At 46.4% G+C, this 16,912-nt stretch carries 13 protein-coding genes; 6 read left to right on the top strand and 7 right to left on the bottom strand.

The annotated features are described in order from the left end of the window. Positions 1 to 10: 10 nt before the first annotated feature. On the bottom strand, positions 11 to 346 hold the full coding sequence (locus tag OQJ86_RS05920; RefSeq protein WP_005450851.1) for a cupin domain-containing protein: 336 nt from the start codon (positions 344 to 346) through the stop codon (positions 11 to 13). Between the two features lie 421 nt (positions 347 to 767). Here OQJ86_RS05920 and OQJ86_RS05915 point away from each other — a divergent pair, with 421 nt between their 5' ends. Continuing rightward, the gene (locus OQJ86_RS05915; RefSeq protein ID WP_095759891.1) at positions 768 to 2,933 is read left to right on the top strand and encodes a heparinase II/III domain-containing protein; all 2,166 of its coding nucleotides are present in this window, start codon (positions 768 to 770) and stop codon (positions 2,931 to 2,933) included. 2 nt (positions 2,934 to 2,935) lie between these two features. Continuing rightward, the gene (locus OQJ86_RS05910; RefSeq protein WP_265987143.1) at positions 2,936 to 5,101 is read left to right on the top strand and encodes a heparinase II/III domain-containing protein; all 2,166 of its coding nucleotides are present in this window, start codon (positions 2,936 to 2,938) and stop codon (positions 5,099 to 5,101) included. A 206-nt stretch (positions 5,102 to 5,307) separates the two neighbouring features. On the opposite strand, the gene OQJ86_RS05905 is transcribed toward OQJ86_RS05910, so the two are convergent. The 4 genes from OQJ86_RS05905 to OQJ86_RS05890 form a co-directional block, all read right to left on the bottom strand. Then, the gene (locus tag OQJ86_RS05905) at positions 5,308 to 6,378 is read right to left on the bottom strand and encodes a polysaccharide lyase family 7 protein (protein WP_265987140.1); all 1,071 of its coding nucleotides are present in this window, start codon (positions 6,376 to 6,378) and stop codon (positions 5,308 to 5,310) included. A 260-nt stretch (positions 6,379 to 6,638) separates the two neighbouring features. Beyond that, a complete protein-coding gene (locus tag OQJ86_RS05900) occupies positions 6,639 to 7,928 on the bottom strand; it encodes an MATE family efflux transporter (protein ID WP_038866988.1) in 1,290 nt (429 codons plus the stop codon). Positions 7,929 to 8,111: 183 nt separating this feature from the next. Further along, entirely contained in the window at positions 8,112 to 8,828 is a 717-nt protein-coding gene (locus tag OQJ86_RS05895; RefSeq protein ID WP_042600859.1) for a FadR/GntR family transcriptional regulator, read from the bottom strand. A gap of 119 nt (positions 8,829 to 8,947) precedes the next feature. Continuing rightward, positions 8,948 to 9,724, bottom strand: coding sequence for an SDR family NAD(P)-dependent oxidoreductase (locus tag OQJ86_RS05890; RefSeq protein ID WP_042600860.1), 777 nt, complete (start codon positions 9,722 to 9,724; stop codon positions 8,948 to 8,950). A gap of 368 nt (positions 9,725 to 10,092) precedes the next feature. Here OQJ86_RS05890 and OQJ86_RS05885 point away from each other — a divergent pair, with 368 nt between their 5' ends. The 4 genes from OQJ86_RS05885 to OQJ86_RS05870 all read left to right on the top strand — a co-directional run bounded on the left by OQJ86_RS05885 (position 10,093) and on the right by OQJ86_RS05870 (position 14,467). Then, entirely contained in the window at positions 10,093 to 10,812 is a 720-nt protein-coding gene (locus OQJ86_RS05885; RefSeq protein WP_038866981.1) for a FadR/GntR family transcriptional regulator, read from the top strand. A gap of 173 nt (positions 10,813 to 10,985) precedes the next feature. Further along, positions 10,986 to 12,848 (top strand): putative nucleotidyltransferase substrate binding domain-containing protein, encoded by a 1,863-nt coding sequence (locus OQJ86_RS05880; RefSeq protein ID WP_042600861.1) that lies wholly within the window; start codon positions 10,986 to 10,988, stop codon positions 12,846 to 12,848. Further along, complete coding sequence (locus OQJ86_RS05875; RefSeq protein WP_104034588.1) at positions 12,848 to 13,564, top strand: 3'-5' exonuclease; 717 nt, start codon at positions 12,848 to 12,850, stop codon at positions 13,562 to 13,564. The genes OQJ86_RS05880 and OQJ86_RS05875 overlap by 1 nt, the downstream gene beginning before the upstream one ends. Before the next feature lie 18 nt (positions 13,565 to 13,582). Continuing rightward, a complete protein-coding gene (locus OQJ86_RS05870; protein WP_038875669.1) occupies positions 13,583 to 14,467 on the top strand; it encodes a DMT family transporter in 885 nt (294 codons plus the stop codon). A 104-nt stretch (positions 14,468 to 14,571) separates the two neighbouring features. Here the strand turns inward: OQJ86_RS05870 and OQJ86_RS05865 are convergent, their stop codons facing one another. Both OQJ86_RS05865 and OQJ86_RS05860 read right to left on the bottom strand, forming a co-directional pair. Continuing rightward, complete coding sequence (locus OQJ86_RS05865; protein ID WP_265987135.1) at positions 14,572 to 16,020, bottom strand: lytic transglycosylase F; 1,449 nt, start codon at positions 16,018 to 16,020, stop codon at positions 14,572 to 14,574. A 153-nt stretch (positions 16,021 to 16,173) separates the two neighbouring features. Continuing rightward, positions 16,174 to 16,890 (bottom strand): oligogalacturonate-specific porin KdgM family protein, encoded by a 717-nt coding sequence (locus OQJ86_RS05860; protein ID WP_020195684.1) that lies wholly within the window; start codon positions 16,888 to 16,890, stop codon positions 16,174 to 16,176. Positions 16,891 to 16,912 lie beyond the last annotated feature (22 nt).

Below are 16,912 nucleotides of genomic sequence, written 5' to 3'. Positions count from 1 at the left end.
GCGCTATAGATTATTTTAAGAAGTCTTCACGAGCTGGGTTGAAAATGTCTAGAAGAATGCTGTCTTGCTCTAGTGCAACCGCACCGTGCATCATGTGCTTACGAGCAAAGTATGCGTCGCCTTCTTTTAGTACTTTCTTCTCGCCTTCGATTTCCGCTTCAAAGCTGCCACGTACTACGTAACCGATTTGATCGTGGATTTCGTGAGTATGCGGAGCGCCAATCGCACCTTTATCAAAACATAGGTGAACCGCCATTAGGTCATCTGTGTAAGCAACAATTTTACGTTTGATACCGCCGCCTAGCTCTTCCCACGGGTTCTCATCTAATACAAAGAAAGAATTCATCGTCATACTCCTAAAAAGTCTCTATTAAAGCGAACCCTACGGCACTTCATTCTTAACCATGCTTTTATTAAAAGGTTCTCTTAAAAAAGCGTCGTATTGATAAAAGTGAAACGCAAAGCGAAAGGGTCTGCTGTTGAATTGGTAACGAGCATATCCGATCTACTTTAATTGTCATACAATATATCTAAAAATATGTGATATTCATCAAATGGTGCTCGTTAAAGCATTCCACTTAACGATTGATAACGCCGAAACATCAGTCACAACAAGGATTATCACAGCTATATAAATCAATAAGTTAGCTAAATTCGCGTGATTTCACTCTCCCTTTTTGCCACAAAAACTACACCCAAACTTAATATTGTATTACTTTATAGAAAGTTTAAGAAAACAACACACTTCATCTGAGGGTGGTAAAGAAATGACTACACAACCGATTTTGTTGACTGAAGCAGAAGTCGAACTACTAAGAAAGGAAGTCGGAAAGCCGAGCTTAATGGGTAAATCCATTGAAGCGAATCGCAAGGAACTTGAAGCCTTTATGCGTCTGCCTCTAGACGTACCAGGTCACGGCGAAGCGGGTGGCTACGAGCACAACCGCCACAAACAAAACTATACCTACATGAATTTAGCGGGTCGTTTGTTCTTGATCACTCAAGAAGAAAAGTACGCGCAGTTCGTTAAAGATCTTCTCGCTATTTACGCAGAGAAGTACCTCACTTTTGATTTCCACGTACAGAAAAACACTAACCCAACAGGTCGTCTTTTCCACCAGATCCTTAATGAACACTGTTGGTTAATGTTTACTAGCCTTGCTTACTCTTGCGTGGCATCAGTGATGACAGAAGAAGAGCGCACAGCTGTTGTTGAGCGCATTTTCGAACCAATGCTAGACATGTTCACAGTGAAATACGCGCACGATTTCGACCGTATTCACAACCACGGTATCTGGGCAGTTGCGGCTGTTGGTATCTGTGGTCTAGCCATTGGCAAACCTGAATATCTAGAGATGTCGGTATACGGTCAAGATCGTGATGATACCGGTGGCTTCCTAGCGCAAATCTCACAGTTGTTCGCCCCTTCTGGTTACTACATGGAAGGTCCGTACTACCATCGTTATGCGATTCGTCCAACTTGTGTATTTGCAGAAGTAGTACACCGTCACATGCCTGAAGTAGACATCTACAACTACAAAAACAAAGTGATTGGCAACACAGTACAAGCGATGCTGGCAACGGCTTACCCGAATGGTGAGTTCCCTGCCCTAAACGATGCATCTCGTACCATGAGCATTACCGACATGGGTGTTCAAGTTGCAGTGAGTGTTTACAGCAAGCACTACGGCTTGGATGACAACATCCTTGGCATGGCGAAGATTCAAAACGCCGTTTGGATGCACCCATGTGGTCTTGAGCTTTCTCAAGCCTACGATAAAGCAATCGCAGACCGTGAAATCGGCATGCCTTTCTGGCCAAGCGTGGAACTTAACGAAGGCCCAACTGGTAACAACGGAGCACAAGGCTTTATCCGTATGCAGGATAAAACCGGTGATGTGTCACAGCTTGTGATGAACTACGGTCAACACGGCATGGGACATGGTAACTTCGATACGCTTGGCATTACTTTCTTTAACCGTGGTCAAGAAGTGCTGCGTGAATACGGCTTCTGTCGCTGGGTAAACGTAGAGCCTAAATTCGGCGGTCGTTACCTAGACGAAAACAAATCGTACGCACGTCAAACTATCGCGCACAACGCGGTAACGATTGATGAGCAATGTCAGAATGGTTTCGATGTAGACCGCGCTGATTCGGTGCATGGTTTGCCTCACTTCTTCAAAGTAGAAGGCACTGAGATCAACGGTATGAGCGCGTTTGCGAACGACCATTACCCGAATACAGACATGCAACGCAGTGTGTTCATGCTTAACCTAGATGAGCTTGAAGCACCGCTATTGCTAGACCTTTATCGCATCGAAGGTCAAGGCGAGCATCAGTACGACTACTCTCATCAATACGATGGCCAAATCGTACGTACTAACTTCGATTACCAAAGCTTTGGTGAACTGAACACGCTTGGCGATGACTTCGGTTACCAACACCTTTGGAAAGTAGCAAGCGGCAAAGTGCAAGATACGGCGCTGGTTAGCTGGCTACAAAACAACACCTACTACACTTGGTTAGGCACAAGCAGCAGCGCGAAACAGAACGACGATAATGAAGTAATCTTCACTCGCACTGGCGCCAATGACCCAAGCTTTAACCTACGTAGCGAACCGGCATTCATCCTACGCAGCAAGGGCGAATCGACGCTATTTGCTTCTGTGCTAGAAACACACGGCTACTTCAACGAAGAGTTTGAACAATCGGTGAATGCACGTGGTCAGGTGAAAGATATCCGCGTCGTGGGTTACAACGCCGTTGGCAGCATCGTAGAAATCACTACTGAGAAATCACTGGTTACTGTGATGATCAGCAATGTCCTAGGCGCTGACGACCAAACCCCACACCAAGTAGAATTGAACGGTAAAACCTACAGCTGGAATGGCTTCTACTCTCTAGAAGTGAACGCATTCGGGCAGGAGAAATAATAATGAGCTACCAAACCCAGTCTTACCAACCGCTATTAATGAACTTTGAAGAAGCGGCAGAATTGAGCAAAGCACTTGGCACGGATAGCCTATTAGGAAATGCATTAGCACGTGACATCAAACAAACTGACGCTTACATGGCCGAGGTGGGTATTGAAGTTCCAGGTCACGGCGAAGGTGGCGGTTACGAGCACAACCGTCACAAGCAAAACTACATCCACATTGATCTAGCGGGTCGCCTATTCCTTATCACTGGCGAACAGAAGTACCGCGATTACATCGTGGACATGCTAACGGCTTACGCGAAGGTATACCCGACGCTAGAGAGCAACACCAGCCGTGACTCTAACCCTCCGGGTAAGATCTTCCACCAAACTCTGAACGAGAACATGTGGATGCTATACGCGTCTTGTGCGTACAGCTGCATTTACCACACATTGGAAGAAGAGCAAAAAACACAGATTGAAAACGATCTGTTCAAACAAATGATTGAGCTGTTCGTAGTCACTTACGGTCACGACTTTGACATCGTACACAACCACGGTCTGTGGGCAGTAGCAGCAGTAGGTATCTGTGGTTACGCAATTAACGATCAAGAAGCGGTAGACAAAGCGCTTTACGGCTTGAAACTGGATAAAGTTAGCGGCGGCTTCCTAGCTCAGTTAGACCAACTGTTTTCACCAGATGGCTACTACATGGAAGGTCCTTACTACCACCGTTTCTCGCTGCGTCCAATCTACCTATTCGCAGAAGCGATTGAACGTCGTCAGCCTGAGCTTGGTATTTACGAGTTCAACGACTCTGTAATCAAGACCACGTCTTACGCAGTATTTAAGACGGCATTCCCAGATGGTACTTTGCCAGCATTGAACGATTCATCGAAGACGATTTCGATCAACGATGAAGGCGTAATCATGGCCACGTCTGTGTGTTACCACCGTTACGAACAAACTGAAACGCTACTTGGCATGGCTGACCACCAGCAAGATGTTTGGGTTCATATCTCAGGCAAGACATTGTCTGACGCAGTTGCAGCAACAGACAACATCAAACCGTTCAACTGGGGTAGCCTATTCGTGACTGACGGTCCAGAGGGCGAAAAAGGTGGCGTAAGCATTCTTCGTCACCGTGACGAGCAAGATGACGACACGATGGCGCTTATCTGGTTTGGTCAACACGGCAGCGATCACCAGTACCACTCAGCGCTAGACCACGGTCACTACGATGGTCTGCACCTGAGCGTATTTAACCGCGGTCATGAAGTGCTGCACGATTACGGCTTTGGTCGCTGGGTAAACGTTGAGCCTAAATTTGGCGGTCGTTATATCCCAGAGAACAAGTCTTACTGTAAGCAGACTGTCGCGCACAACACAGTAACGGTTGATCAAAAGACACAAAACAACTTCGACACAGCACTAGCAGAAACCAAGTTCGGTTCTAAGCACTTCTTCAAAGCTGATGACGAAAAACTGCAAGGCATGAGCGGTCGCATCTCTGGTTACTACAACGGTGTAGACATGCAACGCAGCATTATTCTTGCTGAATTGCCAGAATTCGAAAAACCGCTTGTGATTGATGTTTACCGCATCGAAGCAGATCAAGAGCACCAATACGACCTGCCAGTGCATTACTCTGGTCAAATCATCCGTACGGATTTTGAATACGACGTAGAAAGCACGCTGCGTCCAATGGGCGAAGACAACGGCTACCAGCATCTATGGAATGTGGGTTCAGGCCAAGTTGAAGGCAGCTCGCTTGTAAGCTGGTTGCACGACAACAGCTACTACTCGCTAATCACAAGCGCTACAAACGGCGGCAAAGTGTTCTTCACTCGCACTGGCGCAAATGATCCAGACTTCAACTTGAAGAGCGAACCAGCACTGATCCTACGTCAATCTGGTCAGAACCACGTGTTTGCTTCTGTGTTAGAGACACACGGTTACTTCAACGAGTCTATCGAAGCATCGGTTGGCGCTCGCGGTCTTGTAGAGTCAGTAACCGTCGTTGGCAACAACGAAGTGGGTACCGTGATTCGTCTGCAAACTACCACAGGCAACGCTTACCACTTCGCTATCTGCAACCTAGACGAAGACAAACAGAACGCCGCTCATCGCGTTGAGTTCGACGGTGTGACTTACACTTGGGAAGGCGCATTCGCACAAATTTAATCTTTAGCTAGTCACTAAAAATTAATGTAAAAATCGGGAACTAATTCAAAGCCGGGCGTCATGTCCGGCTTTTTTTCGTTTACTTCCATCAACAGCCCCCTCTTCGTTTTATCAATACCAATCAAATCGTTTGTACATGTTTTGTTGGAGGCATAAAAAATCCCCAACCATTGGAATCCAATGATTAGGGACGTTAAAGCGATATCTTACTTGCCGTTTAGCTTCAACTCAGAAAAGTTGGCGCTGCTGTAATCGCCGTACTTCTTATCCGTCTCGAAATCTCCCGTTCCTTCACAACCTGTCGCCCAGAAGTTATCACCAGTTTTCACGCTGCATTGTCCGTAAGCGCCCGCTTTAAAGTAGAACCACTCGTTCGCATAACCTTTCGCGAAGTCTTTCTTATCCACTTTTCCATAAGCGTCGACGTTATTGCTCAAGTCGAGTTCATACTTCACGGTTGGGTGGTCTTCGGCTTCGAACACAAGCTGCATAATGTTACCTTCGACTTTTACGCTGTAGCTGAACTCTTCACCAAGTGCGATGCCTTTATCTCCCGGCTCGGCGTTGTTTTCCCATGTATTACCCCATACTGGATAAGCGATGTCTGTGCGATCAGGATCCGCTTTCGCTAGGTTGCGTTCGTACGTCCAGAACACCGATCCCATCTTATGGCTAGGCCATTTCTTGTAGAAGATTTTTAGTGGTTCGTTGCCGTGTCCAAACCCTGTGTTCGCCTCTAACTGAGCCGGATCTTTGCCTGCATGAATCTGCCCTACCACGACGGAATACGCTGGGTATTTTTCTGGGTTCTTAGAGCGCGTAGCAACGTGGTTTACTTTTAATGTCGCTTCTAATGTTCCTCCTACTGCGCTGAATGATTCCGCTTGAGGGTGCGCAGCAATCGCCCAGTTGTTTTCTGGCGCTTTCACGCTGATATCGACATCAGTACCTCGCCCCATTTGACGGAGCTCAGAACGCGCGTTTGTAGAGCCCTTTGTTGTCACGGCCATGTTCGGCACTTCAAAGACCATATTGTCGTTTTCATCTAAGAAGAAAAATTGGTGATGTGAGTAACTGAGCATCGCCACGCCTTCGATTTCATCCGCTCGACCGTTGTTGTCTTTGTCCATTGGCAAGGTGATCTTCCAGTTCATCATATCGAACTTATCCGCAGGCACTGGATGAGGTGTCTGATTATGGGCCAAAGCGGTCATTGGTAACGTAGTCAGTAAGGCGGCAGCGAGGAGATTCTTGTTCAGTCTTTTGCTATTACACATGGATTTGGATTTCCTTATTTATGTATTATTGTCGTACATATTAATTATTAATCCAGAGATTAAACCGAACGGAAATTCGGGTGTGTAAAATCGCTCACAGTTTGATCACTTCAAGTTCTACTTGGATCAAACTTTAAGAAAAAGTGATAGATAAAAGCAGGTTATTTAAACCAAACACTCAGCAGTAAACTATAGCGGCAAAAAAGCCCTCATCATTGAGGGCTCTTTACTAGACGAAAAATCAAAATAAAAACGACAAATTAATCATACATAAGCTTCTCAGCTTTCTTAAGATCAAACTCGTTGAGTGATTTACGCGCCAAGTGCCTAAATGGCAGTGCTTTCACTATTTCTTCAAATGGCATAACGGCGAACGCCCAAAAGAAAGAGAGATCCCAATGCAGAATGACTAATGCACACAATGGGATGGACACTATCCACTGGCCAGTGAAGTTGATCTTGAAGACTTCTGTGGTCTTGCCCAACGCACGCAACACATGGCCGTGTACCGTATTATAGCCACGAACAATCGGCAGAAAGACGTATAACGGTGCGATGGAAGCAAGGGCAACGTAGGTACTTGGGTCTAGGTCTGGGTATAAATCCGGTAGGACAAAACTTAAGGCTAAGAAGAACGCCGCCGAGACAAATGAGATCATCACAGCCATATCGATGCTGATATCAACATTCTTACGCAGTTCATCCATTTGTCGTGAACCAATCGCTTGGCTGATCGTGATCGCCGACGAGTGTGCCCACGCAGTGATGAACTGAGTCCCTGCTTTGATCCAAGGCATCACGATGGTCATCGCTACGTAGGCGTTCAATGTAAGCTGTGAATACAACAACATGTAGATAGTCGCGCCGGTTTGCAACATCGTCACGTTTGCTGCAACGGGGAAAATCTCTTTAAAGTGATTCAGCGTGTTGGCTTTCAGTGAGGCATCTAGGTTCTTAATTGACAAGACGATGGAATCATCCCATCGAATACACAGGGTCAAGTACAGCAATCGAATGGTGATGGCGATTAAGCTGCCCGCTGCCGCGCCTTGCACACCAATACCCTCAAAACCAGCAAAGCCATGAATCAACACGTACGACATTGCCATGTTGACTGGCAGCTCAATCAAGTAACCTTTGAACGGCACTTTGGTTCGGCCAAGGGCATTAAACAAGGCGATCATGACTTGGGTAATCGCGTTGAAGATGATGATGAACTTGGCGACAGCGAGGTAACGTTCGGTCTCTGCATAAAGAGCAACATTGTCGGTTAACTTACTGATCAACGCTTTGTCGAAGGCGGTAATCAGTGTCCAAAACACAACCGCGACCAAAACGTTGATAATTAAGCCCGCCCAGAAGCCTTTGTTCAAGGATGGGTGTTGCCCAGATCCAACTGCACGACTAAGTACCAACTGTGAGCCGTTCGCCAATGCCATTTGGATACCTAAAACAAAGGAAACAATGGTGGTGGCAATACCCATGGCGGCAAGGGAAACTTCACCGAGTGGTGAGACAAGGAAGGTGTCGATCATTAACATCGACTGCATTAATAATGCGTTCAAGGCCAACGGCCAAGCAAGGGACAGATTTTTTCTTATATAGGGTTGGGAAGACATGGTAGACCTTTCGGGGTTGTCATAAGCGCAACTAGCAAAGACGCAATTGCCGCTAAACGTTGGCCTTGCCCTATCCTTTCACCGTTAGAGCAAAGCCAAATACACGTTGATTCATCAACCGTTGACGACCTGAGCCAGTTTTTGGTTTTCGTCGTTAAGCAATGTATGCGACGAGATACGAGCTTGGTCTCCATTCCCCGCCATAATCGCATCGTAAATCGCGCGATGCTCTTCAATACAGAATCGACCGCCTTCAGCTGAATGATCGATAAACTGCTTGAAGATGGTCGATAAAATATTGCTAAACGGAATGTAGAATTGATTGCCTGTTGCAAGGAATATTGTCTGGTGAAACAGGTGGTCGTTGACCGTCCAGTCGTCATAATCGAAACGATTGGCTGCCAAGGTCATACGCTGAAAAATAACCGACAACTCTTTGCGTTGCTCTGCTGTTGCGTTATTCGCCGCTAAGGCACAAGCCTCTGGTTCAATCGCTTTACGCAGCCCCAAAAACTGAGCCAAAAACGGCTCGGTATCTTCTAAATCTTGAATCCATTCCAAGAGTTGAGGGTCGAGAAAATGCCAATAGTTACGCGCACGAATGGTAGTTCCCACCTTCGGCTTTGACTCGATTAACCCTTTTGCCGAGAGCAGTTTGGTTGACTCGCGTAATGCTGTGCGACTCACGCCAAACGCGTCACAGAGATCCATCTCATTGGGTAGTTTTTCATTTTGGTTTAGCTCACCTGACAGTATTTTGCGGGCGATTTGTCTGGCAACTTGCACATGGATCTTGCGGTGTGAATCCTCCACAAGAGAAAACTTTGCCATTTGACGCTCCTTATAATTATGCTTCCAGTGCCGTAGCACTTGATAAATGATCAAAAAAAGCCAGACGAAGCTGGCTTTTTGAGGTCAGTGTATTCGTCTGAAACGAAATAGATCAGCGCTTATGGCGCCATTTGTCCGCCGTTTACATCCAGCACTTGGCCAGTGATGTAACCAGAACATGTATGTGAAGCGAAGAAAGCAAACGTTGGTGCTACTTCTTCGATTCGGCCGAAGCGACCCATAGGGATACCGCTTGCGATTGCAGCTTTCAACTCGTCAGATTTACCATCGTGGAATGCGGTGTCGATAGTGCCTGGAGAAACGATGTTGAAACGGATGTTGTCTTTAGTGAACTCTTTCACCCAGTTACGGTGAATGTCGTGCAACCACGCTTTTGATGCTGCGTAGATACCAGCACCAACACCGCCGCCTTCACGAGCTGCGATAGAGCCAGTGCTGATCACACATGCTGTCTCACCAGATTCCGCTGCGGATGCACGAAGGTGCGGGATGGAATATTTGGTTGTCATCAACGCAGAACGAGCGTTCAGATCCATAACACGGTTGTAGAACTCATCATCGATGTTTTCTAGGTTTTCACGACCGCCAAGACCACCAGCGTTGTTGATTAGCACGTCCATGCCACCGAAATGATCGGAAAATTCCTTAACCAGTTTTTCGCAGTCTGCGGTCACCATAAGGTTCGCTTGGAAAAACTTAACATCGCCACCAAGTGCGGTTAGCTCAGTCACTGCTGCATCTGCGTCAGGACCGGTTTGATGACTGTTAATGCCGATTTTAGCGCCGTATTTTGCGAACACGCGTGCCGCCGCTAGGCCCATACCTGACGTAGAACCTGTGATAAGTACGCGCTTACCTTTCAAATCGTTAAACATGACGGTTTACCTATGTTAGTTATTCGTGCTTTTGAAATAAATCATACAATAAGATCTTTCGGTCGCAAGCGTATTTGCGCCCAATTGAGCGAGATCCGGCAAAATTCGTCAGTTTTGCGTTGCATTTGTGGTTTGGGTCACAGCAAGTAGGATTTTACAGCTATTATTTGTATGAATAATTTAACAACTTGATAGCGATAAAAACGATATTGAAGAAGCGCTCAAGTCAACGCAATCATTGATTGTGTCTAGTGAAAACACGCGTTATGTGAACCTTCTTATATTACGTTCACATCTGCTTGGTGGGTGGGGGCAAGAGTGCTATAGTACGGCTTAAATAATACATATTTAGTAATTAAGTGAAGATTATGTCTGGCGAATTTCATTCTATCTCAGGCTCTAAGCGAAGCCTTCATGTGCAAGTAGCGCGTGAAATCGCACGTGGTATTTTGTCTGGTAAGCTTCCTCAGGGCTCTATCCTACCTGGCGAAATGGTTCTTTGTGAGCAATTTGGCATCAGCCGTACTGCACTACGTGAAGCAGTGAAATTGCTAACGTCGAAAGGCCTACTTGAGTCGCGTCCTAAAGTTGGTACTCGCGTCATCAACCGCGCTTACTGGAACTTCTTAGATCCTCAACTGATTGAATGGATGGACGGTCTTGCAGATACTGACCAGTTTTGTGGTCAATTCCTTGGTTTACGCCGCGCGATCGAGCCAGAAGCATGCGCCTTAGCTGCGATCCATGCTACTGCGGAACAACGTATTGAATTATCTGAAACTTTCCAGCAGATGGTCGACGTTGCAGAAGCGGAAGAGTTTGATCAGGCAAAATGGATGGAAGTTGACACTCGTTTCCATAGCCTGATTTTCAATGCAACGGGTAACGACTTCTACCTACCATTCGGCAATATCCTGACGACGATGTTCGTTAACTTTATTGCGCACTCTTCGGAAGAAGGCAGCACTTGTATCAAAGAACACCGTCAGATTTACGATGCAATCATGGCAGGCAACGCTGACAAAGCGCGCCAAGCATCAGCAAATCACTTATTAGACTCTAAGCACCGCTTAGCGCCAGTAAAATAAGTTCATCGACAAACCATTGAAAGCACGCGTCCTTCGCGTGCTTTTTTGTCTCTACTCCCCTCTTGCTTTAGCCAGAACCCTCTCTATCCTCACAAAAAACTTCTTATTCAGTGATACTTTGATTAAATTTAGATATATAATAATACAAATTAAATTTATTAAAGTGCTGTGTTATGACTGAATCTTTGCTGCCAAACATCCTGCAATTTATTGGGCAAGTCGACCCATTCGACAAGATCCCAAAACCCGCTTTACGTGAACTCGCATCGCACGTGCAGATTACTTACCTTGGCAAAGGTGAAGTCATTGACCAATGCGTGACAGGCCAAGAGAAGTCGCTCTACATCATACGAACTGGCTCCATGGAGCAAAGAAAGTCCGATGGTGTGTTACGTGCGAAACTGGGGCCAGAAGACATCTTCGGTTTTACCTTTCTTGGCAGCCAAATCGACAGCACTAAGGGCTACCGCGCCATCGCAATCGAGAACTCACTGGTTTATGTGATTCCCAACTCGGCCCTTAAAAAGCTGTTCGAAACCCACCCAGAATGTGCGGAGCACTTTGCTTCTCAAGCGCAAGTTCGCTTGAAATCCGCGCTGGATGTGGTGTGGTCAAACAAAGAAAAAGGCTTGTTCATTCGCCGCGTTGGTGAGGTTGCCAGCGGTCGCGTTGCTGTGGTGACTGCCGACCAGTCGATTCAAACTGTTGCAAACGAGATGCTGACCAAATGCTCGCCATGCGCTGTGGTTTACGAGAACGACAAAATTGTAGGCTTGATTACCGACCGCGATATGACCAAGCGCGTTATCGCACAAGGGGTAAGTACTGACCGCCCTATTTCTGAAGTGATGACACACGACCCGCAAACCATCAAACCGGATGATCTCGTCTTGCATGCCGCATCGATGATGATGCAGCACAATATTCGCAACCTGCCATTAGTGGAAAACAACAAGGTCGTCGGCGTACTGACTACGACACACCTTGTGCAAAACCACCGTGTGCAAGCCATCTTCTTGATCGAGAAAATCAAATACGCAGGCAGCGTGAAATCCCTGTCGAGCTTTACCCCAGAGCGCCAAGCGATCTTTGAAGCCTTGGTGGATGGGCACGTTTCACCGGAAGTCATCGGTAAAGTGATGACGATGATCATGGATGCATACACGCGTCGTTTGATTCAAATCGCGATTGATAAGCTTGGTCCTCCACCATGTAAGTTTTCATGGATTGTGGCTGGCTCTCACGCTCGAAACGAAGTCCACATGTTGTCGGATCAAGACAGCGCGATTGTCCTTGCTGACCACGCGACGGAGAACGACAGAATTTACTTCAAGCACCTTGCAATGATCGTCAGTAACGGCCTTGCGAGCTGTGATTACCCTTTGTGTCCTGGCAAATTTATGGCCGCAACGCCAAAGTGGTGCCAAACACTGAGTGTCTGGAAGAAGTACTACAAGAAATGGGTGGCCAACCCAGAGTACGAGCGCTTGCTAAACATCAGCGTGTTCTTGGAAATTCGTACCCTTTACGGCAATAAAGATTACGAGAGTATCTTACGAGATGAACTGCATACCAACATTCGCAGCAATCGTGAGTTTCTCTCCATGCTTGTGAACGATGCGGTGAACACCAACCCACCGTTGGGCATCTTCAACAGTTTGGTTTTGGAGAAGTCGGGTGAGAACAAGAAAACGCTCGATGTGAAGAAATACGCCATCAATCTGATCATTGATTTGGCGCGCATTTACGGTTTGGCGGTTGAGTGTGATTTAACGGCAACCGACGAGCGTTTCAAAGCAGCGAATGAAGCGGGCGTATTAAGTGAAGATGCGTACAAGAACATCCTGAACGCCTACCAGTTCATCTTGTCGTTCCGTTTTGGTCATCAGTTAGAAGCACTGAAACGCGGTGAAGAGCCAAATAACCACATCGACCCAAATACATTCGGTAGCTTTGAACGCCAGCACCTCAAAGACGCCTTCCGTATTATTGCTGACTTGCAAGAAGCGGCGAAAGTGCGTTTTGGGAGCCGTTAATGAAGCGAATCTTAGAACACTTTCATCCTTGCTCACGTCTGAATCGAAAGCGCGAGCAATACGTGAAACAGACAACCATGCCAGAGCACATTAAAGCGCTGGTTCAAACACCACGTCTGGAAGCCGCGCAATTCGCACAAGACGCCAATTACATTGTGCTGGATTTGGAAACGACCGGCTTAGACAGTGAAGAAGACTTGATTTTGTCAATCGGTTGGGTAGACATTTCGAATGGCAAGGTGGATCTGGCCACCAGCCAGCACATGTACATCAATAGTGATTCGCAAATCAAACCAGAAACCGCGGTGATCAATCATATTACGCCGCAAATGCTGTCCGAAGGCGTTTCTATTCACGATGCCATGCGTGCGTTTTTCCACGCCGCCAAAGGCAAGATCTTGGTTGCTCACGCGTGTGTGGTCGAAACCCAGTTCATCAATCAATATCTACAGCGGGTGTTTAAACTCAGCGAACCGCCTTTGGTTTGGCTCGACACCATGTGCATTGAAAAGCATCTACAGAAAGCGATTAATCCTCGTGACGAAATTGATGTCACTCTCTCTGGTACTCGCGCTCGCTATGGGCTGCCTGAGTACAACGGACACAATGCGTTAGCGGATGCGGTCGCGACTGCAGAGCTGTTGTTGGCACAAAAAACTCGCATTACTCCTCAAGGAAAAACCACCATCGGTACCCTTTATCGATTGAGTCTCTAACTCTCTAACCATTCCAATATGAAAAAATCTGATGTCTCTAGCGCCATCTTCCTTTTGGTGGCGGCGAACTTGGTTGCGTCTCTTTCTGACGTTTCCCTCAAAATGCTTAATGGCGAAGTACCCACTTTTCAATACGTCTTTATTCGCCAATTAATCAGTCTGGTGTTGCTGTTACCCCTTTGGCTTCGTTTGGATAAACGAGAACGTCAAATGGGATGCGATTGGATCACCTTCTGGCGTGCGCAGTTGATTCTGATAGGCAGTGCCAGCGCAATGGTAGCAATCACGCATCTGCCATTGGCGACAGCGAATGCGATTTTCTATGTCGGTCCACTATTGGTGCTGCCGCTCTCGGTTATCTTCCTTAAAGAAAAGCCCTCCAAAGGAAAGATTTTCGGTACTTTGATTGGCTTTGGTGGCGTCTTAATTGTGCTTCGTCCCGAACATTTCCATTGGGCTGCAATCATTGCTTTAGGCAGCGCGCTTGCCATCGGTGTGGGCAACATCCTTATTCGCCGGATGCCACAAGAGCAGCCTTTGGTGTGCACCTTATTTTGGACAACGTTAATGACGTTACCAGTTGCTTTGTTGCTCGCCTACCCTCAATGGCAAGCCATTACATGGCAACACCTGATGTGGATTGTGGCGATTAACTTGTTTGTACTTGCCTACCATGCCTTGGTGGTCAAAGCGTTTAAGCGTGCACCAGCAAGCCAGATTGCATTGGCTGAGTATTCCGGACTGGCGTTTGTAACACTGTTTGGCGTGATGTGGTTTGATGAAATACCCGACCTGTTTACCGCGCTCGGGATCATCCTGATTGTGCTGCCGATGATGCCGCTCAATTGGCAACGTTTATTGGGGAACAAGCGCCGAGCACCAGCAGCGCAAGAAGTATCTTAATCGTCTCAAGCAATACGATGAATACTCAAGAGGAGCACAGCGCTCCTCTTTTTTATTGTGCTTAAGCTATCTTGCAAATACCTTTTCCGCTAACACTTTTCTCGTTAGTAATAGAGCTTAATGGTTTCGAGTTTGTATGGCGGATGAAGGTAAGGTTCAAGTTCGCTACGGCGATTGTTGAGTCTCTCTAGCAGCTTGTAGGCAATAAAGTAATGGTTAATGTTGCTGACATAGCGTATCGGCTCAAGTCCAATGTATTGCCGCGTCACCACTTCCACATTGCCAAACCAGACATTGGGATCATACCCTTTTTCTTTGGCGATTCTTCTCATCTTCCTCATGTTACCCGGCCCTGCATTGTAGGCTGCTAGACAGAAGTAAATGATGTCGTTGTCGCTAATGTTGTCATCGTTAAAGAAATACTTTCGAAGATAATGCATGTACTTCAATCCAGCGTGAATATTGGGTTCTTTCTCGTAGATATTGGAAATGTTGATGGCTCTATCTCTCGCCGTAGTCGGCAAGATCTGCATGATGCCCACCGCCCCTTTGTGAGAAATGACGTTTTGGTTCAATCCGGATTCTTGAAAACCTTGGGCCAACATCAACAGGTGGTTGAATTGATACTCCTGAGAATACGCGTAGAAGATATCTAACAATTCTTTAGAACGAACTGCGTTGTCTCGGTTAAGGAACTTTCTCAACCACTTGTCGTTTTCGAGATACCTTTCATTAACCACATTGCCGAACAAAGTTCCTATGCGCACTTCCTTGATGAACTTGTTCACCGCCTCTTCTAACTGTGGCGAATCTTGTCGTATCCCCCAGCCAATCTGTGCATTTTCTCTGATGGTGATTTGATTATGGAATGCCACGCCGGGAAAGATATTCCCCCACATCCCTGTCTTGTGTCGGTCGAGTACGGTGATATCGATAATGCCCGCACTCACCATTTCGAGAACCTCATAGTCTTGCATTATCTCATCAAGAAATAAGATATTAATCAGCGGTTTGTTTTGTATCGTGAAGTAGTTATTTACCTTGGTTAAGCTCTTATGGTAACTCGAGCTTTCTCTCACCCAAACATCCAGCCCACTCAAATCATCCACGGTTTTAATGTCCGAGTATCGGGTGTTGGTCACAATGATTTCTGAGACGTTTTCTCTCACCGGATCGCTAAACGCAATCTGCTCTTTACGCTCATTGGTAATGGTTAGATTTGCGACTATGACGTCACCATAACCAGCAATCAGTTTGGGGATGAGTTCGTTTCTTGCGACCGGAATAACCTGAATGTTGATCGCCTTTTTGTTCTTCCTTAAATAGCGTTCAAATTCATAAATAAGCTCAGAGATAATGCCTTTCGGCTTACCATTTTGGATGTAGTAAAAACCCAGATCAGCAGACACCAAAATACGAACGGCTTTCTTTTCCTTCAGGGTCTCTAAATCACCTACGTAGGGATCAGACTTTAAAGGAGACAGTTCCAATGCGGCACTGGTATAAGAGAAAGACCAAAGACACAGGACGATGCAAAGTATTTTACCCACCATGAGCTTATCCGTTCGCCAAATCATTAATGATAATTTTAGCAATAAAAGCTCACTGGCATGTCTTAGGTCTGAGCCTGACCTTGTTCGAAAACAAAAATAGCCCGCTTCGGGGGCGGGCTATTGGAAAGAATCTTAATTTATTTGTGGCTTGGATTAGAAGCTGTACGTCACACCAACACGGCTACGTAGCTGACGTGATGAGCTGTCATCACAAGAGCTGTTACATTGAACGTTACCGAATTCTACGTATGGACGCCAATCCCAACCTTTCTCTTTGTAGCCTAGTTTAAAGTTGTAGTCCCATTCGTACTTACCGTCGCGGTTACCTAGCTTCCACTCATCGCTGAAGAAATCTTCTTTGTAGTTTGCTTCAAAACCAAATTGCCAAGCGTTCCAGTTGTAATCGATGTTACCTGTGATTTTACTCGCGTTTAGTGAGTCGTGTTGTTTGCCGTCTAGACCTGTTGATGTTTTACCAGATGCGTAGTTGCGGAACTCGTGACGGTAGCGAAGCTTGGTTGTGATACCAGAATCGAATTTGTATTGAACACGAACTTGTGGTTTGTACGTTACGGCTTCGTCACCAAAGGTAATTGGCATCGATGTGGTTACACGCCAGTTGTTATCAAATTTGAAGTGGTAGCCGTATTCGAATTCGCTATCACCACGTTGAAGCTCGCTTAAGTTACCAGTGTGCTTCATTTCAACGCCGTAGTAATGGTTACCTGTGCTGCCACCAATTTTGATACGGCCTGCCCACTGCTCTGAATCGTGTTTGTATTCTTCACGGAAGTCTAGTGACGCGGCTGAAATGCTACCTGCAAAAAGGGTTGTCGCGATCGCTAAAGCAATTTGTTTTTTAGATGTCATAGTAATGTTCCACTGTAAATAA

The sequence above is a fragment of the Vibrio sp. Sgm 5 genome, from assembly GCF_026241575.1.
Lineage (GTDB): Bacteria > Pseudomonadota > Gammaproteobacteria > Enterobacterales > Vibrionaceae > Vibrio > Vibrio jasicida.
Note: the sequence above shows the minus strand (reverse complement) of the source record. Positions and strands in the feature narration are given on the sequence as shown.